This is a genomic window from Blastococcus saxobsidens (assembly GCF_002938435.1).
Classification (GTDB): domain Bacteria; phylum Actinomycetota; class Actinomycetes; order Mycobacteriales; family Geodermatophilaceae; genus Blastococcus; species Blastococcus saxobsidens.
Genome location: NZ_POQT01000012.1, coordinates 1 through 21890, shown reverse-complemented (window position 1 = coordinate 21890; position 21890 = coordinate 1). Strand labels below are relative to the sequence as shown.

Annotated in this window: 18 protein-coding genes; 14 read left to right on the top strand and 4 right to left on the bottom strand. The window is 74.6% G+C overall.

Annotation, left to right across the window (positions count from 1 at the left end; all coding sequences use genetic code 11):
* Window positions 1-10: 10 nt before the first annotated feature.
* The 9 genes from cds1 (at window position 11) to ligA (ending at window position 12405) form a co-directional block, all read left to right on the top strand.
* Window positions 11-1141 carry an L-cysteine desulfhydrase Cds1 gene (gene cds1 / locus C5507_RS09490; protein ID WP_104528281.1) on the top strand — a complete coding sequence of 377 codons (1131 nt, stop codon included), beginning with the start codon at window positions 11-13 and terminating at the stop codon, window positions 1139-1141.
* A gap of 117 nt (window positions 1142-1258) precedes the next feature.
* Window positions 1259-2038 carry an electron transfer flavoprotein subunit beta/FixA family protein gene (locus C5507_RS09485; RefSeq protein ID WP_104528280.1) on the top strand — a complete coding sequence of 260 codons (780 nt, stop codon included), beginning with the start codon at window positions 1259-1261 and terminating at the stop codon, window positions 2036-2038.
* A gap of 46 nt (window positions 2039-2084) precedes the next feature.
* Complete coding sequence (locus C5507_RS09480; RefSeq protein ID WP_104528279.1) at window positions 2085-3047, top strand: electron transfer flavoprotein subunit alpha/FixB family protein; 963 nt, start codon at window positions 2085-2087, stop codon at window positions 3045-3047.
* 167 nt (window positions 3048-3214) lie between these two features.
* Window positions 3215-4603, top strand: a complete 1389-nt coding sequence (locus C5507_RS09475) for an MFS transporter (RefSeq protein ID WP_242611124.1) — start codon at window positions 3215-3217, stop codon at window positions 4601-4603.
* Complete coding sequence (locus C5507_RS09470; protein WP_104528278.1) at window positions 4600-5787, top strand: cysteine desulfurase family protein; 1188 nt, start codon at window positions 4600-4602, stop codon at window positions 5785-5787. Before C5507_RS09475 ends, C5507_RS09470 begins: the two co-directional genes overlap by 4 nt.
* Window positions 5784-6881, top strand: a complete 1098-nt coding sequence (gene mnmA, locus C5507_RS09465) for a tRNA 2-thiouridine(34) synthase MnmA (RefSeq protein ID WP_207225799.1) — start codon at window positions 5784-5786, stop codon at window positions 6879-6881. The genes C5507_RS09470 and mnmA overlap by 4 nt, the downstream gene beginning before the upstream one ends.
* Window positions 6882-6906: 25 nt before the next feature.
* The gene (locus C5507_RS09460; protein ID WP_104528277.1) at window positions 6907-7917 is read left to right on the top strand and encodes a methionine synthase; all 1011 of its coding nucleotides are present in this window, start codon (window positions 6907-6909) and stop codon (window positions 7915-7917) included.
* A 62-nt stretch (window positions 7918-7979) separates the two neighbouring features.
* The gene (locus C5507_RS09455; RefSeq protein WP_104528276.1) at window positions 7980-10202 is read left to right on the top strand and encodes a peptidase M16 family protein; all 2223 of its coding nucleotides are present in this window, start codon (window positions 7980-7982) and stop codon (window positions 10200-10202) included.
* Between the two features lie 40 nt (window positions 10203-10242).
* On the top strand, window positions 10243-12405 hold the full coding sequence (ligA, locus tag C5507_RS09450; protein ID WP_104528339.1) for an NAD-dependent DNA ligase LigA: 2163 nt from the start codon (window positions 10243-10245) through the stop codon (window positions 12403-12405).
* On the opposite strand, the gene C5507_RS09445 is transcribed toward ligA, so the two are convergent.
* Together C5507_RS09445 and C5507_RS09440 are read right to left on the bottom strand one after the other, a co-directional pair.
* Window positions 12399-14105 carry a DUF222 domain-containing protein gene (locus C5507_RS09445; RefSeq protein ID WP_278044321.1) on the bottom strand — a complete coding sequence of 569 codons (1707 nt, stop codon included), beginning with the start codon at window positions 14103-14105 and terminating at the stop codon, window positions 12399-12401. The genes ligA and C5507_RS09445 overlap by 7 nt on opposite strands.
* Window positions 14106-14499: 394 nt before the next feature.
* Entirely contained in the window at window positions 14500-15174 is a 675-nt protein-coding gene (locus C5507_RS09440; protein WP_104528275.1) for an ACT domain-containing protein, read from the bottom strand.
* Window positions 15175-15346: 172 nt separating this feature from the next.
* Between C5507_RS09440 and gatC the strand changes: the two genes are divergently transcribed.
* The 5 genes from gatC (at window position 15347) to C5507_RS22210 (ending at window position 19267) form a co-directional block, all read left to right on the top strand.
* On the top strand, window positions 15347-15664 hold the full coding sequence (gene gatC, locus C5507_RS09435) for an Asp-tRNA(Asn)/Glu-tRNA(Gln) amidotransferase subunit GatC (protein WP_104528338.1): 318 nt from the start codon (window positions 15347-15349) through the stop codon (window positions 15662-15664).
* Complete coding sequence (gatA, locus tag C5507_RS09430; RefSeq protein WP_104528274.1) at window positions 15661-17190, top strand: Asp-tRNA(Asn)/Glu-tRNA(Gln) amidotransferase subunit GatA; 1530 nt, start codon at window positions 15661-15663, stop codon at window positions 17188-17190. Before gatC ends, gatA begins: the two co-directional genes overlap by 4 nt.
* Window positions 17187-18686 (top strand): Asp-tRNA(Asn)/Glu-tRNA(Gln) amidotransferase subunit GatB, encoded by a 1500-nt coding sequence (gene gatB / locus C5507_RS09425; RefSeq protein WP_104528273.1) that lies wholly within the window; start codon window positions 17187-17189, stop codon window positions 18684-18686. Before gatA ends, gatB begins: the two co-directional genes overlap by 4 nt.
* A gap of 9 nt (window positions 18687-18695) precedes the next feature.
* Entirely contained in the window at window positions 18696-18794 is a 99-nt protein-coding gene (locus tag C5507_RS23100; protein WP_242611122.1) for a GNAT family N-acetyltransferase, read from the top strand.
* Window positions 18795-18898: 104 nt separating this feature from the next.
* Window positions 18899-19267 (top strand): GNAT family N-acetyltransferase, encoded by a 369-nt coding sequence (locus tag C5507_RS22210; RefSeq protein ID WP_158657552.1) that lies wholly within the window; start codon window positions 18899-18901, stop codon window positions 19265-19267.
* A gap of 10 nt (window positions 19268-19277) precedes the next feature.
* On the opposite strand, the gene C5507_RS09415 is transcribed toward C5507_RS22210, so the two are convergent.
* Both C5507_RS09415 and C5507_RS09410 read right to left on the bottom strand, forming a co-directional pair.
* On the bottom strand, window positions 19278-20405 hold the full coding sequence (locus tag C5507_RS09415) for a PQQ-dependent sugar dehydrogenase (RefSeq protein WP_104528337.1): 1128 nt from the start codon (window positions 20403-20405) through the stop codon (window positions 19278-19280).
* A 165-nt stretch (window positions 20406-20570) separates the two neighbouring features.
* Window positions 20571-21206, bottom strand: coding sequence for a hypothetical protein (locus tag C5507_RS09410; protein WP_130504247.1), 636 nt, complete (start codon window positions 21204-21206; stop codon window positions 20571-20573).
* Between the last annotated feature and the right edge of the window lie 684 nt (window positions 21207-21890).

The window sequence follows — 21890 nt, the reverse complement described above, 5'->3', positions numbered from 1 at the left end:
TCATGCGCGGGTGACAGCACCCGATCGCGCGCCCTCCGTCGTCGACCGGTCCGACCCCGCCGGCCGGGCCTGGGTGGACCGGGCCGTCGCCGCGGTCGAGGCCGACGCCCGGCGCAGCGCCGACACCCACCTGCTGGTCTACCCCCTGCCGCCGGAGTGGGGTGTCGACCTCTACCTCAAGGACGAGTCGACCCATCCGACCGGCAGCCTCAAGCACCGGCTGGCCCGCTCGCTGTTCCTCTACGGGCTGTGCTCGGGGCAGATCACCGAGGGCAGCACCGTGGTCGAGGCCTCCAGCGGATCGACGGCGGTGAGCGAGGCCTACTTCGCCCGGATGCTGGGGCTGCCGTTCGTCGCGGTCATGCCGCGGTCGACCAGCCCGGAGAAGATCGCGCTCATCGAGTTCCACGGCGGGCGCTGCCACTTCGTCGACCGCGCGCCGGACATGTACGAGGAGGCCCGGCGGCTGGCCGCCGAGTGCGGTGGCCACTACCTCGACCAGTTCACCTACGCCGAGCGGGCCACCGACTGGCGGGGCAACAACAACATCGCCGAGTCGATCTTCGAGCAGCTGTCGGCGGAGCCGCACCCGGTGCCCGAGTGGGTCGTCGTCGGCGCGGGCACCGGCGGGACCAGTGCCACGATCGGCCGCTACATCCGCTTCCGCCGGCACCCCACCCGGCTGGCCGTCGTCGACCCGGAGAACTCGGCGTTCCTCCCGGGCTACGCCGCCGGCGACCCGGGCCGCACGACCGGGACGCCGTCGCGCATCGAGGGGATCGGCCGGCCCCGGGTGGAGCCCTCGTTCGTGCCCACGATCGTCGACCGCATGATCGGGGTGCCCGACGCCGCCTCGCTGGCCGCGGTGCGACACCTGGAGCGGGTCACCGGACGCCGGGCGGGTGGGTCGACCGGCACCAACCTGTGGGGCGCGTTCGGGCTGGTCGCCGAGATGGTCGCGGCCGGACGGCGGGGGAGCGTGGTCACGCTGCTGTGCGACGGCGGCGAGCGGTACGCCCACACCTACTACGACGACGAGTGGGTGGCCGACCAGGGGCTGGACCTCGCGCCGCACGCCGAGACGCTCCGGCGATTCGCCGCGACGGGGGAGTGGGCCGCCTCCCCGGGCGCCCCGGCGTGACGTGACTCACCTGCCCCTCCTGCCACGGCGGCGTTACTCACCAGTAGCCTCCATCATCGGAGCCAGGCGGGCCCCCGTGCCCGCATCCTGAACGCGTCCTGAGGAAGGTTCAGCGCGATGAACATCGTCGTTCTTGTCAAGCAGGTCCCGGACTCGGGAAGTGAGCGCAAGCTGGACCCGGCCGACAACACCGTCGCCCGTGCGTCCGCCGACAACGTGATCAACGAGATGGACGAGTACGCCATCGAGGAGGCGCTCACCATCAAGGAGGCGCAGGGCGGTGAGGTCACGGTGCTGACCGTCGGCCCCGACTCCGCCACCGACGCCATCCGCAAGGCGCTGTCCATGGGCGCCGACAAGGCCGTGCACGTCGTCGACGACGCCATCCACGGCTCGTGCGCGGTGCAGACCTCGGCGGTCATCGCCGCGGCCCTGCAGCAGATGGAGTACGACCTCGTGCTCTGCGGCGCGGAGGCCACCGACGCGCAGCTGTCGGTGATGCCCGCCCTGGTCGCCGAGCGCCTCGGCATCCCGCAGCTCTCCGGTGCCCGCAAGGTCACCATCGAGGGCGGCGCCGCCAAGGTGGAGCGGCAGACCGACGGCGGCTTCTGGGCCCTGGAGGCCCCGCTCCCGGCCATCATCTCGACCTGGGACACGATCAACGAGCCGCGCTACCCCTCCTTCAAGGGGATCATGGCCGCCAAGAAGAAGCCGGTGGAGACCAAGTCGCTGGCCGACCTCGGTGTCGACGCCGGCAGCGTGGGGCTGGCGACCGCCACCAGCAAGGTGCTCGACTTCGCCGGCCGCCCGCCCAAGGGCGAGGGCGTCAAGGTGACCGACGAGGGCGACGGCGCGAGCAAGTTCGTCGACTACCTCGCCAGCCAGAAGATCGTCTGAGCAAGGCCCGGGTCCGAAGACCGATCGCAGAGGAGACTAGTTAGCTATGGCAGAGGTCCTGGTCCTGGCCGAGCTCGACCCGGCCGGCGGCGGAGTCCGCAAGACCACCCTGGAAGCCCTGACCGCGGCGCGCGCGCTCGGTGAGCCGTCGGCCGTCGTCCTCGGCGCCCCCGGCACCGCGTCCGGCGTCCGCGACCAGCTCGCGGAGTACGGCGCCGCCACCGTCTACGTCGCGGAGTCCGAGGACGTCGACGCGTACCTGGTGGCCCCCAAGGCCGAGGTCCTGGCGCAGCTGGTGAGCGAGAAGTCGCCCGCCGCCGTCGTCATCCCCTCCTCCCCGGAGGGCAAGGAGATCGCCGCCCGCCTGGCGATCAAGACCGGCAGCGGCTTCCTCACCGACGTCACCGAGATCGCCTCCGACGGCACCGCCACCCAGGTGGCGTTCGCCGGGGCGACGATCGTGCACTCGCAGGTGACGGTCGGCACCCCGATCTACACCCTGCGGGGCAACTCGGTCACCCCCGAGCCCGCTCCGGCCGCGGGCACGGAGCAGTCCGTGGCGGTGTCGATCAGCGATGCGGCCAAGCAGGTCCGGGTCGTGGAGCGCGTGGTGGAGCAGAAGAGCAACCGCCCCGAGCTCACCGAGGCCTCGATCGTCGTCTCCGGTGGCCGCGGTGTGGCCAGCGCCGAGAACTTCTCGATCATCGAGGGCCTGGCCGACTCGCTCGGTGCGGCCGTGGGTGCCTCGCGCGCCGCGGTGGACTCCGGCTTCTACCCCCACAGCTTCCAGGTGGGTCAGACCGGCAAGACCGTGTCGCCGAACCTCTACGTCGCCGTCGGGATCTCCGGTGCGATCCAGCACCGCGCCGGCATGCAGACCTCGAAGACCATCGTCGCCATCAACAAGGACCCCGAGGCGCCGATCTTCGAGCTGGCCGACTTCGGCGTCATCGGCGACCTGAACACGGTCGTACCGGCCGCCACCGAGCAGATCAACGCCCGCAAGTGAAGGACCTCGCTGTCCCCCACGCCTCGCTCCGCTCGGCGCGGGCCCCTGCAGCGAGGCCGTTCCAGTAGGTCGCCTGTCGAGCGCCGGTCCCCGCGGGGGCCGGCGCTCGACGCCGTTCCGGGCTCGGGAACGGGAAGCACGGGCAGCGACGCGGGGTTGGGCGGGACGTGGACGGTCGGGTCGAGGAGAGCATCTGGGACGCCGGCCACCGGCGCACGACGACCGGGCTGCTGACCCTCGTCACGCTCATCGCCTTCGAGGCGATGGCGGTCGGGACGGCGATGCCCAGCGCGGTGGCCGAGCTCGATGCGGTCGCCTGGTACGCGTGGCCGTTCAGCGCCTTCCTCGTCACCTCGGTCGTCGGCATGGTCGTCGGCGGGGAGGTGGGGGACCGGCGAGCACCCGGCCCCGGCGTCCTGGCCGGCGTGCTGGTGTTCGCGGCCGGCCTGGTGATCGCCGGGATCGCCCAGCACATGGCCGTGCTCGTGCTCGGCCGCGCCGTCCAGGGGCTCGGCGCCGGGGTGGTCATCGTGCTGCTCTACGTCATCGCCGGGCAGGCGTACTCCCCGCGGCTGCGACCGCGGCTGTTCGGCGCGTTCGCAGCCGGGTGGGTGCTGCCCGCGCTGATCGGGCCGCTGGCCGCCGGGCTGGTGACCACCCACGTCGGCTGGCGCGGCGTCTTCCTCGGGCTGGTGCCGTTGGTCGCGGCCGGCCTCGCGCTGCTGCTCACCGCCGGCCCGGGCGAGGAACCGGCCGGTGCCGGCACGCCGCGGCGCGGCAGGGCCGCCTGGGCCCTGCTGGCGGGTGCGGGCATCGCGGCGCTGCAGTACGCCGGCCAGCGCCTGGACCTCGCCGCCGTCGCCCTCGCGGTCGCGGGGGTCCTCGCCCTGGGTCTGGGCTTGCGGCGCCTGCTGCCCCGCGGCACCGTGCGGGCCCGCGCCGGGATCCCTGCGGTCGTCGCCTCCCGGGGGCTGTTGGCCGGCGCCTTCTTCGGCATGGACGCGCTGATCCCGTTCGTCCTGACCGAGCAGCACGGCTGGAGCGCCGCCACCGCCGGGCTCCCGCTGACCGCGGGTGCGGTCGGCTGGGTGGTCGCCGCCCAGCTCCAGGGTCGGCGGCCCGACGTCCCCCGCCAGCGGGTCCTGCGGACGGGCTGCCTCGTGCTCGCCACCGGTCTGGCCGCCACCGCCACGATCGCCGTCCCCGGGCTCGGCGGCTGGCCGGCGTACGTCACGTGGGGGCTGGCCGGCGTCGGCATGGGGCTGGGCATGCCCAGCGTCGGCGTGCTCCTGCTGGACCAGTCGCCGGAGGCCGAGCGCGGTTCGAACTCCGCGGCGCTGCAGATCTCCGACGTCACGGCCTCGGCCCTCCTCGTCGGCGCCGCCGGGGTGCTGGTGGCCGGGGCCGCCGACGGCGGCGGCCCGCTGTGGCCCGCCGTGCTCGTCGCGGTCGCCGTGCTGACCCTTCCCGCGCTGCTGGGCGCGGGGATCGCCGGCCGCACCGCAGCGCCTGGCCGAGGCGCCCTGGAGGGCGCGACTACATTGGCTGCGTCATGACGTATCTCGACCACGCGGCGACCACGCCGGTGCTGCCGGAGGTCGTGGCCGCGATGGCCGAGCAGCTGGGCCGGGTCGGCAACGCCTCGTCGTTGCACGCCAGCGGCCGGTCCGCCCGCCGCGCCGCCGAGCAGGCCCGCGAGCGGCTGGCCGAGGCGGTCGGCGCACGCCCCTCGGAGGTCCTCTTCACCAGCGGGGGGACCGAGAGCGACAACCTCGCCGTCAAGGGGCTCTTCTGGGCCCGCCGGGAGGCCGACTCCCGCCGGCGCCGCATCGTCGTGAGCCCGGCCGAGCACCACGCGGTCCTGGACAGCGTGGAATGGCTGGCCAAGCACGAGGGCGCCGAGGTCACCTGGCTGCAGGTGGAGCCGACGGGCCGGGTCACCCCCGAGGCGCTCGCCGCGGCGCTGGGCGACGGCACCGACGTCGCCGTCGCCAGCGTCATGTGGGCCAACAACGAGATCGGCACGGTCAGCGACATCGCCGAGCTGGCCGCCACGGCGCACGACGTCGGCGTCCCGCTGCACACCGACGCCGTGCAGGCCGTCGGGCAGGTGCTCGTCGACTTCGGGGCCAGCGGCGTCGACGCGCTGACGATGACCGGCCACAAGCTCGGTGGCCCCATGGGCGCCGGGGCGCTGCTGCTGCGCCGGGACGCCGAGTGCACCCCGCTGCTGCACGGCGGCGGCCAGGAGCGCGACGTGCGGTCCGGCACCCTCGACGTCGCGGCCATCGTCGGGCTGGCGGTGGCCACCGGAGCGGCCGTCGGCGGCCGGGTCGAGCGCGCCGCCGCGGTGAGCCGGCTGCGCGACCGGCTGGTGGCCGGCGTGGTGGAGCAGGTGCCCGACGCACAGCTGAACGGCGCCCCGCTCGACGACGTCGTGCGCTCGGGTCCCGGCCGGCTGCCGGGCAACGCCCACCTGTCGTTCCCCGGCGCGGAGGGCGACGCCCTGCTCATGCTGCTCGACGCCCGGGGCATCGAGTGCTCCACCGGATCGGCCTGCAGCGCCGGCGTGGCGCGGCCCAGCCACGTGCTGCTGGCCGTCGGTGCCGAGCCGGACCGGGCGCGCAGCTCGCTGCGGTTCAGCCTCGGGCACACCAGCACCGACGCGGACGTCGACGCCGTGCTCGAGGTCATCGCGCCCGTGGTCGAGCGGGCCCGACGGGCGGGTGGCCGGCGGTGAGGGTGCTGGCCGCGATGAGCGGGGGCGTGGACTCCGCGGTGGCCGCCGCGCTGGCCGTCGACGCCGGGCACGACGTCACCGGGGTGCACCTGGCGCTCTCACCCGACCGGCAGACGCTGCGCAGCGGCGCCCGCGGGTGCTGCAGCGTGGAGGACGCGCACGACGCGCGCCGGGTCGCCGACGAGCTCGGCATCCCCTTCTACGTGTGGGACCTCGCCGACCGCTTCCGCGAGGACGTCGTGGACGACTTCGTGGCCGAGTACGCGGCCGGGCGCACCCCCAACCCGTGCCTGCGGTGCAACGAGAAGATCAAGTTCACCGCGGTGCTCGACCGGGCGCGGGCGCTGGGCTTCGACGCCGTCGTCACCGGCCACCACGCCCGGCTGGCCGACGGCGAGCTGCGGCGGTCGGTGGACGCGGCCAAGGACCAGTCCTACGTGCTGGGCGTGCTGACCCCCGAGCAGCTGGCCGCGGCGATGTTCCCGCTGGGGGGCATGACCAAGGACCGGGTGCGCGAGATCGCCGCCGAGCGCGGCTTCGCCGTCGCCACCAAGGCCGACTCGCACGACATCTGCTTCATCCCCGACGGCGACACCCGAGGCTTCCTGGCCCGCACGCTCGGCAGCCGGCCCGGCCCGCTGGTCGACGCGGCCACCGGCGCCACGGTCGGCCGGCACGACGGCACCTACGGCTTCACCGTCGGCCAGCGCCGCGGGCTGGGCGTGAGCGTCGGTGACCAGCAGCCCCGCTACGTGCTGGGGATCGAGCCGGTGAGCCGCACGGTGACGATCGGAACCGCCGACCTCGCCGGCGTGGACGAGATCAGCACCGCCGCCGCCACCTGGACCGGCGCGGCGCCGCGGCTGCCGCTCCGGGCGCAGGTGCAGCTGCGCGCGCACGGGGAGCCGGTGCCGTGCGAGGTGCAGGCCGGGGACGACGGCGGGCTGGTGATCCGGGTCGACGCCGTGCAGCGCGGGGTGGCCGCCGGGCAGTCCGCCGTGCTGTACGAGCCGGACGCCGATCGCGGCGACCGGGTGCTCGGGCAAGCGGCCATCCGGGACTCCCGCCGACGACAGGGTGCGGGCAGCCGCTGAGTCCCGCCGGACTAGCGTCGCCGCCGTGAGCTCCGAGAACGACGACCCGACGCAGGCTCCTCCGACGTGGGGGCCGGCCTCCGGCGTCGGATCGCTGCCCGGCACCGATCCGGCGGAGGCGCTGCGCACGGTGGTGGGGGAGCTGCCCGGCTTCGCCCACCTGCCCGAGCTGCCCGGACGGGGCGCCGGCGCCGACATGCTCGGCCGCAGCGCCGCCCTCCTGGTCGACCTGGCGGTGGACCTGACCCCGGCCGGTTGGCGGCTCGTGCCCCGGCCGGGCATCGACCAGCAGCGGGCGGAGGAGTTCCTCGCCCGCGACCTCGACGCGCTGCACGACGTCGCCGAGCGCTGGACCGGCCCGTTCAAGGTGCAGGCCGCCGGTCCGTGGACGCTGGCCGCCGGGCTCGAGCGGACCCGCGGCGACCGCGCCGTCGTCGACGCCGGCGCGCGCCGCGACCTCGCCCAGTCGCTCGCCGAGGGGCTGGGCGCGCACGTGGCCGAGGTGCAGGCCCGGGTGCCCGGGGCGCAGGTCGTCGTCCAGCTCGACGAGCCGTCGGTCCCGGCGGTGCTCCAGGGCGGGCTGCCGACGATCACCGGCTTCGGCAAGCTGGCCGCCGTCGCCGCCGACGTGGTGGAGCAGGAGCTCGGTGCGGTGATCGGCGCGCTGCCGGGCGCCGTCGTCGTGCACTGCTGCGCGACGCGGATGCCGCTCGCGCTCTTCCGCGCCGCCGGTGCGGCAGGGCTGTCGTTCGACCTCGGGCTGGTCCAGGACCTGGACGCGGTGGGCGAGGCGGTCGACGCCGGGGTGCACCTGCTGCTGGGCGTCGTCCCGGGCACCGATGCCCGGCTGCCGGCGCCGAAGGCCACCGCCTCGCGGGTGCAGGCGTGGTGGAGCGAGCTGGGCTTCCCCGTCCAGCAGCTGGCCGACGCGGTGACGCTGACCCCCTCCTGCGGGCTGGCCGGCGCCACGCCGACCCACGCCCGTGCCGCCATGGCCCACGTGCGGGAAGCCGCGAAGTACCTGATTCCCGACTGAGCGTCACGACTCGCTCGTCGAGGATCTGGTCGACCGCGACCGGTCCGACCTACTCTGCCGCCGTGCGCACTGCTTCCGTCGACGGCGTCCCGGTCTTCCACGCCGAGGGGCCGCCGCCGCTGAGCGCCGGGCTGGTGTTCGGTGTCGGACGACGGGACGAGACGTTCGTCCGCGGCGGGCTCACCCACCTGGTCGAGCACCTGGCGATGAGCGCCGTCGGCCGGACGCCGTACGACTCCAACGCCTCGGTCGATCTCGTCCGGACCGAGTTCACCGCGTCGGGCACCCCCGACCAGGTGCGCGAGTTCCTGGACCGGATCTGCCGGGCACTCCGCGACCTCCCGGTCGACCGGCTGCGCGTGGAGGCCGACGTGCTCCGCACCGAGGGCGGTGCCGCCGCACCGCCCGCCGTCGGCAGCCTGCTCTCCGAGCGGTACGGGCTGGTCGGGCCCGGGCTCGCCGGTGTGCGTGAACCGGCGCTGACATCCCTGACGGCCGACGACGTGCGCGAGTGGGCCCGCACCCGCTTCACCCGGCAGAACGCCGCGCTGTGGGTGACCGGCCCCCTGCCGGAAGGGCTGGCGCTCCCGCTGGAGGAGGGGGCGCCGCCGGCGCGCCCGCCGCTGTGGCGCGCGGAGGTGACCACGCCGGGGTGGCTCGAGAGCGCGGCCGCGGGTGCCGTCTCCATCGGTGCGGAGCTGCCACCGGGGCTCGCCGGGTCGGTGACCCTCGAGATCCTGCGCCGCCGTGTCGAGGACGAGCTCCGGCACCGCCGCGGGGTGGCATACGCGGTGGGCGCCGACCGGCTGCCCCTCGACGCGGACACCCGCTTCGGCGTCGTCGTCACCGACGTGCGGCCGGGGCAGGAGAACCTCGCGGCCGCGGTGCTCTGGCGCGAGGTGCAGCGGCTGGTCGGCGAGGGCCCCGGCCCCGAGGAGCTCCAGCACGAACGCACGGCCCTCGGCGCCCTGCTCGACGACCCCCGGGCCCGGACCGAGGAGGTGGTCGCCCACGCCGAGGCCCGGGTGACCGGGGTGCCGGTGCACGACGTGGACGACATGCGGCGGGAGCTCGCCGCGCTGACCACGGAGGAGATCCGGGAGACCGCCGCCCGGCTGTGCGACGGAGCGCTCCTCGGCGTCCCCGAGCCCCTGGACCCGGTTCCGGCCGGGCTGACCCGGGTGCCGCCGTGGTCCGCGGAGGCCGTGCCGGGCCGGGTCTTCCAGCGGCGTCGGCTCACCGGCGTGCCGAAGGGGACGACGCTGGTCGTCGGGGACGACGGAGTCAGCGCCGTCCTCGAGCAGGGGACGATCACCGTGCGCTGGGCGGACGCGGTCGGGCTGGTCCGGCAGGGGCCGGGGGAGTTCCAGCTCGTGGGCCGCGACGGGTTCACCGTGCCGCTGTCGGTGTCGGACTGGCGGGACGGCGAGGAGGCCCTCGCCCTGGTCCGGGAGGCCGTGCCGGACGAGCTGCAGGTGGACGACGACGACGTCGACGAGCCCGCCGGGCTGCTGCTCTTCCGTGCTCCGGAGCACCGGGTGCGCGAGGCGATCGCGATGTCGAACCACGGGGCGACCGTGCTCGGGAACGACGAGTGGACGGCGGTCGTCGCCGACGACGCCCCGGACTTCGCGGTGCGGCTGGCGGAGCTGTCGGCACCGCTGGGGCGGCGCACGGTGGCGCTGACGCTGCGGCGGACCCACGCCGACCTGGAGTACGTGCTGTTCCGCGGGCGCAAGGAGGTCGCCCGCCACCGGTGGGGGATCGCTCCGGCGGATCCGCGGCCCCTGGCCGAGGCGGTGCTGCGCCCCGAGGAGTCGGTCGCCCGGCTGCACGACGCTGCCGGCACCATCCACGAGATCGCCGAGGAGGCGGTGGCGGCGCTCGGACTGCCGGCCCAGGTGCCGGCGCTCCTGGCCGGCGAGCCGGTGGTCGAGGGGCAGCGGATCGAGGGGACGGGCGCGTTCGGCGGGTTCCGGGCGTCGATGCGCGGGGACTTCGTACCTGGGCAGGGCAAGGGCACCCGGCTGGAGCGCTACCAGGAACTCGCGCGCCGGCGCCCCGGCTGGTTCCGGGCGGTGAACGTGGTCGCCGCGCTGGTCTACGGCGTTCTGCTGTGGCTGATCGTCAGCTACCGGGACGACCTCGGCTCGTGGCGTGCCGCGATCTTCGGCGTCCTCATGGGGCTGGGGTTGCTCAATGCGGTGTGGGACGCGCGGCCGCCGCGCCGGCCCGCTGCGCCCGATCCCGTCGCGGTGCCGGCGGACCGGACCCCGACCGGGTGAGCGGCGATTCGTCGTCGTACCGGCCGGATACCGTTCCTCCGTGACCAGCGAGGCCGGAGTCGAGGAACCCAGCATCGAGCAGCTGCCGGTCGGCGCACCGACCGAGCGCGAGGACCTCACCGAGGTGCCCGACGACGCCCGCACGCGGCACCGCGACCTGTCCGAGGAGCTCGACCGCTACGCCTTCGCGTACTACGTGCGCGACGAGCCGCTGATCAGCGACGGCCAGTACGACGAGCTGATGGGCGAGCTCGAGGCGATCGAGGCCGCGCACCCGGCGCTGGTCACGCCGGACTCGCCCAGCCAGAAGGTCAACGGGGGCTTCAGCGCCACCGCCACCTTCGCGCCGGTCGAGCACCTCGAGCGGATGCAGAGCCTGGACAACGCCTTCAGCAGCGACGAGCTGTCGGCCTGGGCGGCGCGGGTGGAGCGCGAGGGCGCGGCCGGCGCCGGCTACCTGTGCGAGCTGAAGGTCGACGGCGTCGCCGTCGACCTGGTCTACGAGTCCGGTCGCCTGGTCCGGGCCGCCACCCGTGGCGACGGGGTCACCGGGGAGGACGTCACGGCCAACGTCCGCACGATGGGCGACGTGCCGCAGCAGCTGACCGGCGAGGACGTGCCCGAGCTGCTCGAGGTGCGCGGCGAGATCTACTTCCCGATCGCCGGTTTCGCCGACGTGAACGCCGGCATGGTCGAGCAGGGCAAGCCGCCGTTCGCCAACCCGCGCAACGCCGCCGCCGGCTCGCTGCGGCAGAAGGACCCGAGGGTCACCGCCTCCCGCCCGCTGCGGCTGGTGGTGCACGGCCTCGGCGCGCGGACGGGCTTCGACGCCGACCGCCAGTCGGCGGCCTACGACCGCCTGCGGGCGCTGGGCCTGCCGGTCAGCGACCGGTTCGAGGTCGTCGACGACCTCGAGGGCGTGTGGGCCTACATCGAGCGGTACGGCGAGCAGCGGCACTCGGTCGAGCACGAGATCGACGGGGTCGTCGTGAAGGTCGACCAGGTGGCCCTGCAGCGCCGGCTGGGGAGCACGTCGCGGGCGCCGCGCTGGGCGATCGCGTTCAAGTACCCGCCCGAGGAGGCGACCACGAAGCTGCTCGACGTCCGGGTCAACGTGGGCCGCACCGGGCGGGTCACCCCGTTCGCCTACATGGAGCCGGTGAAGGTCGCGGGGTCGACGGTCCAGCTGGCGACGCTGCACAACGCCAGCGAGGTGAAGCGCAAGGGCGTGCTGATCGGCGACACCGTGGTCATCCGCAAGGCCGGCGACGTCATCCCCGAGGTGCTCGGCCCCGTGGTGGCGGCGCGCGACGGGTCCGAGCGCGAGTTCGTGATGCCCACGCACTGCCCCGAGTGCGGAACGGAGCTGCGGCCGGAGAAGGAGGGCGACGCCGACATCCGGTGCCCCAACTCCCGGTCGTGCCCGGCGCAGCTGCGGGAGCGGGTCTTCCACGTGGCCGGGCGCGGCGCCTTCGACATCGAGAACCTCGGGTACGAGGCCGCCGTCGCCCTGCTGCAGAGCGAGCTGCTGCAGGACGAGGGCGACATCTTCTTCCTCGACGAGGAGCAGCTGCAGCGGTCGTCGTTCTTCACGAAGAAGAACGGCGCGCTGTCGGCCAACGGCGCCAAGCTGCTCACCAACCTGCAGACCCGCAAGGACGTGCCGCTGTGGCGGGTGCTGGTCGCGCTCTCGATCCGGCACGTGGGTCCGACGGCCGCACAGGCGCTGGCGCGCGACTTCCGGTCGATGGACCGCATCGCCGAGGCGGGCGAGGAGGAGCTGGCCGCCGCCGACGGCGTCGGTCCCACGATCGCGAAGTCGATCCGGGACTGGTTCGCCGTGGACTGGCACCGCGACGTGGTGGAGAAGTGGCGGCAGGCCGGCGTCCGGATGGCCGACGAGGGCGAGGACGCCGGGCCCGGTCCGCTGACCGGCGTGACGGTCGTGGTCACCGGCTCGCTGCGCGACTACAGCCGGGACCAGGCGACCGCGGCCATCCAGGAGCGCGGCGGCAAGGTCACCGGATCGGTGTCGAAGAAGACCGGCTTCGTCGTCGTCGGCGCCGACCCGGGGAGCAAGTACGACAAGGCGGTGCAGGTGAAGGCGCCGATCCTCGACGACGACGGCTTCCGCGTCCTGCTCGAGGAGGGCCCCGACGCCGCGCGTGCCGTGGCGACCATCGGGGGCGGCACCGATCAGTAAGGCGGCGGGTCGGTGCTGGCCACCAGGCCGGTAGGAGTCGTGACCGTCAGCGTTCCGTCCGGGGCGAGGTCGTAGGTCCAGCCCGGCGCCTGGTGCCTGCCGCGGTGGTGGCCGGTGCAGAAGCCGGTCAGGTTCTCCGCAGCGGTCGGCCGGTCGGGGTAGGTCACGTTGTGGTCGAGCTCGCCGCCCCGCGGAACACGGCGACGGCAGCCGGGGAAGCGGCAGCGGTGGTCACGGGCGCGGAGGTACCGGTCGAGCGCGGCGGCGGGGCGGTACCCGTCCGTGGGCGGTGGCGGGCCGAGCCCGGGCAGGCCGCTCAGGTCGTGATCGCAGCAGGCGGGTCGGCGACGGCAGGCCGGACGGTCGCAGTGCGCGCGCCGGCGCAGCTCACCGCTGTCGGTGAGGGCGAGCAGGGCGCCGGTGAGCTGGTCGGCCACCGCGATGCGGGGACGGTCCGCCAGCGTCCCGCCGGCCGTCCGGTCCAGCAGCGATGCCAGTTCGGCGCGCTGATCGGCGGACAGGTCGGCCAGCGCCGCCAGATCGGAGGAGGCACCGTCGATGCGGCCGGCCGGACCACGCCGCCACTCCTCCTCGTCCTGGCGGTCGGCCAGCCAGGCCCGGCCGACCGCCGCCGAGGCGCTGCCGACCGCCCGGCCAAGGTGCAGCAGGGCGATCCCCGCCTCGTCGACCGCCGCATGCGCTGCCTTCCACGAACTGCTCGCAGCGTTCGCGTCCGGTCGCGGGTCCGCCGGCGCATCGGCGCGGCCGGGCGCCCGCCTCATGTCGTCGTCCACGGGTGCGGAGCGCCACGCGGTCTCCTCGTCCCACGGGGGTTCCTCGTTCCACCACCGGAGCTGCACGTCCGGTGGAGGGTCCTCCTGGCCGTGCCACACGCCCGCCAGGGCGCGCGCCTCCATCTCCGCCTCCCACCGCTGGTCGGCCTCGCGCAGCCAGTCCGGCCAGGTCTCCGGCGACGAGCCGGTGAGGTCCCACGGTGCAGGCGCAGGCGCGGGTGCGGGGACGGCGGCGGCATCGGGCAGCAGGCCGAGTGCGCGCGCCAGCGCCCGCACCATCTCCGCCGGCACCGGCTCACCGCCGATCTCGCCAGGGGCGTCGCCACCGGCGAGCGTGCGGACCCCGACCACGACGGTGAGCTGGGCCTGCACCGGCGGCAGGGCGTGCTGGCCCGGCCGCATGACCAGGTCGAGCAGGATGTCGGCCATCCGCTGCCCGCGGGTGCGGGAGTCGTCGGGGTCGTCCAGCTGGTCCGCGTACCGACCGAGCACGGCGACCATCGCCTGCGCCTCGGGAACGGTCAGCAACGACTCGACCACCGCCATCCCGTCCCGGCGGTCCGGTCGTACGGACACCCCGCGCTCGCGCAGCGCCTCCAGGAGCCGCTCGGCGTCCAGCCGGGCCAGCCCCATCCGGCGGGCCTTCGCGGCCAGCTGTGCCGGGGTGGTGACCCGTTGCGCCGCCCACGCCAGCAGTTTCCGCTCGATCCGAGCGCGCACCGCGTCGTCGGCGATGCAGCCCACCCGCTCGAGCATCGTCCAGAAGTGCCCGATGTGGAGGGCGCCCGCCTCCAACGCGGCCAGCGTGCCCGGCAGCCGGGCACCAGCGTCAGCGACCGAGTCAGCAGCTGCCCGGCCGCCTCTGTCGAGATCGACAGCGCGACCGACAGCTCCTGCGCGGCCCACTCGCTCACCTCGGCCAGCACCTGCGGCCGCGCGGCACGACGCTCGGCGCTCATCGCACCCGACTCACCGGGCTGCCGGTCCACCGACGCCGGTCGGGACGCGGCGAACTCCGCCACCGCCCGCGCCCTTGCGTGCCGTATGCCGGCCGATCTCCCGGTCGGCCGCCTGCACGGCACCCAGCGGCCCGGACGCCCAGCCCGCCGCAGGCGCAGCGCTACCTGCAGGCCGTGACGGAGTCCGGGTGCCCACGCGTTCGATCGTATGTTCGACCACCGACAGAACTGGGCTCCCCAGGTAGCCGGACGGGGAGCGGTTCACCGCCGTACGGCCGGTCCGCGAAGGGCCGAGATCTGGCCCGGTGGCGATGGCCCGGCGGTGCCGGCCTGCGTGGCCGTCAGACCGGCGGGAGGACGCCGACCGTCGAGGCGATGCCGGTGAGGTGCGCCAGCCGGAGCAGCTCCGACCGGCGGAAGGCAGGTCCGCCGGAGCGGCCGAGCACCAGCGCGCGGGCCGCCCCGAAGGGCACGGCCATCATCTCGATGGCCATCTCCTGCCAGCGGTCCGGTAGCCACGGGTCGTCGCTGGGCAGCAGTCGCGGCCCCGGCAGGGGCAGCCAGGGCAGGGTCAGCCCGGTGAACCCCGGCGCCGCCTCCGATGCCGCGAGCACCGCGCCCTCCGGCAGGGGAGCCGGCTGCCCGGCGCCGTCGAGCACGGCCGCCCATCCGCTGTGGAACACCCGGGGCAGCTCCGTGGCCAGCAGCTCCGTGGGGGCGCGGTCACCGCGCGACAGCGCCTCCAGCAGCTCCAGCTCGCGGTGGGTGTCCAGCGGCCCGGCGAAGGGTCGCAGCGACTCCACCTGCACGCCGGGCACGGTCCTCGCCACCGTGATGAGGCTGTCGGGCAGCCGGTCGGCCGGCAGGTCCACGACGATGTCGTCGACGGCGATGCCGTTGGCCCGCTCCAGCACGTCGAGCGAGACGATGTCGATGCCCGCCGTGCCCAGGGCGGTGGCGACGGCGCCCAGCACACCGGGGCGGTCGGGCACGACGAGACGCAGGAGATAGGACACGGTTCCTCCGGGGGAGTCCTCGCCGGGTTGCGGGCCGATCTCCGTCGATCGCGATCGGGGGCAGCCTCTCACGCTCCCCCGGCGGCCGGAGGGCCCCACGTACAGTGACCCGGTCACGTCCCGGCCCGAGAGCGGGCCGCCGGGCACCGCCGAAGTGGAGTTCCACCGCAGCATGAGCACCCCCTCCCCGAAGGGCCAGCTGACCCGCGACGAGGTGGCGCACCTGGCGCACCTGTCCCGGCTGGCCGTGAGCGACGAGGAGCTGGACCTGTTCGCCGGTCAGCTCGCCGCCGTGCTGGACGCCGTCGCCCAGGTGGGCAAGGCCGACGTCGCCGACGTCGCCCCCACCACGCACGCCGTGCCGATGACCAACGTCATGCGTGCCGACGTCGCCCGGCCGAGCCTGGCGCGCGATGTCGTCCTCGCCGGCGCCCCCGCCGCGGAGGACGGCCGCTTCCGCGTGCCGCGCATCCTGGGGGAGGAGCAGTGAGCGACGTGACCGCCACCGACATCACGGCCAGCACCGCCGCCGAGCTCAGCCGCGCCCTGCAGTCCGGGGAGGTGGGCTCGGTCGAGGTGACCCAGGCCTACCTCGACCGCATCGCCGCCCAGGACGGCACCATCGGCGCCTACCTGCACGTCGACGCCGACGCCGCGCTGGCGGCCGCAGGGGCGGTCGACGCCGCCCGCGCCAGGGGTGAGGAGCTCGGTCCCCTGGCCGGCGTCCCGCTGGCGCTCAAGGACGTCGTCGTCACCGAGGGCGTGCCCACGACCAGCGGCTCGAAGATCCTCGCGGGGTGGCGCCCGCCGTACGACGCCACCCTGGCCGCCCGGCTCAAGGCGGCCGGCACGGTGCTGCTCGGCAAGACCAACATGGACGAGTTCGCCATGGGGTCCTCCACCGAGAACTCCGCCTACCAGGTCACCCGCAACCCCTGGGACACCGACCGCATCCCCGGCGGCTCCTCGGGTGGTTCCTCGGCGGCCGTCGCCGCCGGCCTCGCACCCTGGGCCATCGGCACCGACACCGGTGGCTCGATCCGCCAGCCGGCCGCCGTCACCGGCCTGGTGGGCCACAAGCCCACCTACGGCTCCGTGTCCCGGTACGGGCTGATCGCGTTCTCCTCCAGCCTCGACCAGGCCGGCCCCATGACCCGCACGGTGCTCGACGCGGCCCTGCTGCACGAGGCCATCGCCGGTCACGACCCGCTGGACTCCACCAGCATCGACTCCCCGGTGCCGGTCCTCGCCGAGGCCGCCCGCCGCGGCGCCGGGGGCGACCTGTCCGGCCTCAAGGTCGGTGTCGTCACCGAGCTCGGCGGGGAGGGGCACGCCGACGGCTACGACCCCGGAGTGCTCGCCCGCTTCGCCGAGACCGTCGCGCTGCTGGAGAGCCTGGGCGCGGAGGTCCGCCAGGTCTCCTGCCCGGCCTTCGACCTGGCGCTGCCGGCCTACTACCTGATCGCGCCGAGCGAGGCGTCGTCCAACCTGGCCCGCTTCGACGGCGTCCGCTACGGCGTGCGCGTCGGCGACGACGGCGGCCGCGACCTCGACGAGGTCATGGCGCTCACCCGCGAGCAGGGCTTCGGTCCCGAGGTGAAGCGCCGGATCATCCTCGGCACGTACGCGCTGTCCAGCGGCTACTACGAGGCCTACTACGGGCAGGCGCAGAAGGTCCGCACGCTGATCACCCGGGACTTCACCACCGCGTGGGACGACGTCGATGTGCTGGTCAGCCCCACCAGCCCGACCGTCGCGTGGTCGATCGGCGCCCGCGTCGACGACCCGGTCGCCATGTACGCCGCCGACCTCTGCACGCTCCCGGCGAGCCTGGCCGGCGTCCCGGCGATCTCGGTGCCGTGCGGCCTGTCCGACGGCCTCCCCGTCGGCTTCCAGGTCATGGCGCCGGCGCTGGCCGACGACCGCTGCTACCGGGTGGCCGCCGCCCTGGAGGCGGCCCAGGACGCCGCCCGCGGTCACACGTTCCTCGCCGGGATGGAGAACCCCCACTCATGAGCGACACCCTGGTCGACTACGACGAGGTCCTCACCCGGTACGAGCCGGTCATCGGCCTGGAGACCCACGTCGAGCTGGGCACCGAGTCGAAGATGTTCTGCGGCTGCTCGACGACCTTCGGCGCCGAGCCCAACACCCAGACCTGCCCGGTCTGCCTGGGCCTGCCCGGCTCGCTGCCGGCGGCGAACGCGGTCGCCATCGAGTCCACGATCCGCATCGGCCTGGCGCTGGGCTGCCGGATCGCCTCCTGGTCGCGGTTCGCGCGGAAGAACTACTTCTACCCGGACATCCCCAAGGGGTTCCAGACCAGCCAGTACGACGAGCCGCTGTGCACCGCGGGGCACCTGGACGTCGAGGTCGACGGCGAGACCTACCGCGTGGAGATCGAGCGGGTGCACCTCGAGGAGGACACCGGCAAGAACCTGCACGTCGGTGGCTCCACCGGGCGCATCCACGGCGCCGACCACTCGCTGGTCGACTACAACCGCGCCGGCATCCCGCTGGTCGAGATCGTCACCCGCCCGATCCCCGGCGCCGGCGCGAAGGCGCCGGAGGTCGCGCGCGCCTACGTGACCGAGCTGCGCGAGATCCTGCTGGCCCTGGGCGTCTCCGAGGTCCGCATGGAGCAGGGCAACCTGCGCTGCGACGTCAACACCTCGCTCGCGCCCATCGGCAGCCTCGAGTGGGGGACCCGCACCGAGACCAAGAACGTGAACTCGCTGCGCTCGGTGGAGCGGTCGGTGCGCTTCGAGATGCGCCGCCAGGCCGCCGTCCTCGACGCCGGCGGGCGGGTCGTTCAGGAGACCCGGCACTTCCACGAGGACTCCGGCAGCACCTCCACCGGACGCAGCAAGGAGGAGGCCACCGACTACCGGTACTTCCCCGAGCCCGACCTGGTGCCGATCGCCCCCGACGAGGAGTGGGTCGAGAAGCTGCGCGCCGCGCTGCCGGAGCTGCCGGCCGCCCGCCGCGCCCGGCTCCGCGACGAGTGGGGCATCTCGCCGACGGAGATGGCCTGGCTGGTCAACGCCGGCGCCGTCGAGCTGGTCAGCGACACCGTGGCCGCGGGCGCCGACCCGGCCGACGCCCGGAAGTGGTGGCTCGGCGAGCTGGCCCGCCGCGCCAACGACGCCGGCACCGACCTCGGCGACCTGGCCGTCACCCCGGCGCAGGTCGCGGAGCTGATCGGCCTGGTCTCCGCCGGCACCATCAACGACCAGCTGGCCCGGCAGGCGCTGGACGGCGTGCTGGCCGGCGAGGGCGGCCCGGCCCAGGTGGTGGAGTCCCGCGGCCTGGCCGTCATGGGGGAGTCCGACGAGCTGGTCGCGGCCGTCGAGGCGGCGATCGAGGGCAACCCCGACGTGGCCGACAAGGTGCGCGGCGGCAAGGTGCAGGCGATCGGCGCGCTGGTCGGGGCGGTCATGAAGACCACCCGCGGCAAGGCCGACGCCGCCACCGTGAAGCGGATGCTCGAGGAGCGCCTGATCAGCTCCTAGCCTCGGTGCGTGGAGCTGCCCGAGGTGGTGCTGCGACCGCTGCGGCGGTCGGACTTCCCGATGCTGGCGCAGTGGCTCGCCGAGCCGCTGGTCGCCCGCTGGTGGTAGAAGGACCCTCCTGCTCCCCACCGCTCGCGAGCTCGCGACGGGCCCCTGCAGGAGGGCCGATTCGGTCTACATCCGGCCTGCACGAGGGGGAGCCGTTCGGGCTGGTGCAGGTCTACCGGTTCGACGACGAGCCGGAGTTGCTGGCCGAGCTGAGCACGGTGTGCCCGGTGCCGCCGGGAGCGCTGAGCATCGACTACCTGATCGGCGTGCCGGCTGCCCGCGGGCTCGGTCTGGGCGCCGCGCTCGTCGCGGCCGGGGTGGCCCGCGGCTTCGCCGACCACCCGGACGCGCGGGACGTGCTCGTGCCGGTGGCGCTGGGCAACGAGGCCTCGTGGCGCGCGCTGCGCCGGGCGGGCGCCACCTGGTACGCCGAGGGCGAGCTCACGCCGGACAACCCGCTGGACCCACGGGACCACGTCGTCCACCGGTTCGTGCGCGCCGAGCGGGCTCCGGCGGGGTCCGCGCAGGCGTGACGACGGGGGATCAGAGCGGGGACTGCGGCTGGCCGCCCGGGGGGCGGATCCGGAGCACCTTGTCGTCGCCCTCGCCCGGGGTGCCGACGCCGTCCTTGTTCGACGTGGTCACCCACAGCGCGCCCTCGGCGTCGAGGACGACGGTGCGCAGCCGGCCGTAGCGGCCCCCGAGCACCTCCTCCGTGGCGTCCTCCAGCGGCCTGCCCTCCTGGTCGAGGGTCACGACGTGCACCCGTTCGCCGTCCAGGGCGCCGAGGAACACCGTGCCGTTGGCGACGGCGCAGCCACCGAGACCGCCCTCCTCGGCCGGGACGGCGACCAGCGGGGGGGCCGCGGCGTCCCCGCCCTCGGGAACGACGTCGAACTCGTCGGGGCCCTGCTGCGCCTCGTCGGTGGCGTACAGGCGTTCCTCGTCCTGGCACAGCGCGGTGACGTCCCGGTGGCCCCGGCTGAACACCGGGCCATCGCCCACCGCACGGCCGAAGACGTCGACGCGCAGGACCTTGCCCGCCAGCGACGCCGGGTCCGCGGCCAGGGCGGGGTTCCCGGCGTCCCCGGTCCCCACGTAGAGGTTGCCGTCCAGCCCGGTCATCAGGGCGCCGCCGTTGCCCACCTCGCCCCGGGGGATGCCGGTGAGCACGGGGTTCGGCGTGCCACCGATGGGGAACCGCACCACCCGGTTGTCGGTCGCGGTGGAGATGTAGGCGAACAGCAGCCCGTCCTCGAGGAACGTGGGGGAGAGCGCCAGGCCCAGCAGCCCGCCGTCGCCGGCGGTGTCCACGCCCGGGACGACCATCAGCTCCTTGGCCGGGGAGCGGTCGGGGAACACCTGGAGCAGTCGCCCGGTCTCCCGCTCGCCGACGATGGCCGACCCGTCGGGGAGCAGCACCAGCCCGGTCGGCACGGTGAGCCCGGTGGCCACGACGTTCGGATCACCTCCCTCCTCGCCGGAGCCCGGCTGCGCGGAACCGGGCGGCAGGCTGGTCGGCGGCGGACCGACCTTCGGGGGCGCACCCTCGGGGAGCGGCCGGAACGGGCCGGAGGGCTCGTAGCCGCCGTCGCCGCAGGCGGAGAGCAGCAGGCCGGTCAGGACCACGGCGAGCCAAGGCGAGGCCCTGACCGCCGTCCGTCGCCCCACGTCGACCACAGTACGTGCGCTTGGGTGCGCATCGCCGCCCCCGAGCGCCCGAAACCATGCCCGGACGCAGGCCTGCCCGGGTGTCACTGGACACCCGGGCAGGTTCTGCGGCCGGATTCGGCCGTCGACGGGAATCTCCGATCAGTCGGAAACCCCCTCCGGACATCAGCCGAGCGTGAGCAGCCTGGTCAGGATGCCGGCGTCGCCGCCGTTGCCGGAGTCGGCGGAGGAGTTGGCGTCGTTGCCTCCGGTGTTGGCGTTGTTCTCACCCGAGTTGTCCTGGGTGGTGCCGCCGGCGGTGCCGCCGTCGGCGGAGCCGCCTGAGGCGTCGGCGTCGCCGTTGGCGTCACCGCCGCGACCGCCGGTGCCTTCGGCGTTGGCGTCCCCGGTCTCGGAGTTCGTGGTGGTGTCGCCACCGGAGTGGTGGTGGCCCTCCTCGGACTCCTGGGTGCTCTTCGAGCCGGACTCCTCGGTGCTGTTGTCCCCGGAGGTGGCGTTGCCGTCGCCGCCGTCGCCACCGTTGCCGGTGGTGGCGGTGCCGCCGTTGGCGGTACCGCCGTCAGCCGAGCCGCCGGTGCCGTTCTGGGTGGCGGTGTTGCTCTGCTCGCCGGTGTCGCCTGAGTCCGAGGTGGCACCCGAGGTGGCGTCGCTGTCCCCGCCGACGGCGAGCGACTGGGCGACCTGGGTGACCGGGGACCCGATGTTCGTGTCGGTGTCGGCGCTCGCCACGGCCTGTCCGAGCAGCCACATGCCGCTGGACATGGTCGCGATGGCGAGGCCATTGCGAAGGTTCTTTCTCATTGCAGATTGATCCCTTCCAGATTGGTGCAGGGCTTTGTTCTGGGCGCAGAGGAAATGCGCCGTACCGGTGCGCAAATGGCATGCGCATCGGGGAATGGGGCCGTCGAACGGCCGGACGAGGTGAGACGTTCGGCAATAGATCGCCGTGAATGCTGCGCAGCATCGGCTGCGGCAGGCCTCGTCAGTCGGGGGTCTGGGTGGGCTCGGGTATCGAACCCGCCTCGAGCTGCTCCGCCGGAGCCGTGGAGACGAGCCCGCCGGCGACGGGGCGGGGGGAGGACGGGAACGGGGCAGGATGGGTCGATGCGGACGCCGAGCCGCCGGCCGACGAGCCGGTAGTCGCGGGAGGGGACGCCGGTTGAGCGGGTGATCCATGGGCGGGGACCCGCGGAAGGTCGGTCGACCGGCGCTCGACAGCGCCGGCCGCGAGTGTCGGAGCCGGCTCGGAGGCCACGGCGGTGACGGTGACCGGCAGGGTGCCGGTGTCAGCGGGACTGGGTGGACCGATGTTCACCAGAACGGCGGTGTCCACGACCGGTGCCAGCACGGGCTCGGTCACGGTGTCCACGACCGGTGTCAGTACGGGCTCGGTCACGGTGTCCACGACCGGTGTCAGTACGGGCTCGGTCACGGTGTCCACGACCGGTGTCAGTACGGGCTCGGTCACGGTGTCCACGACCGGTG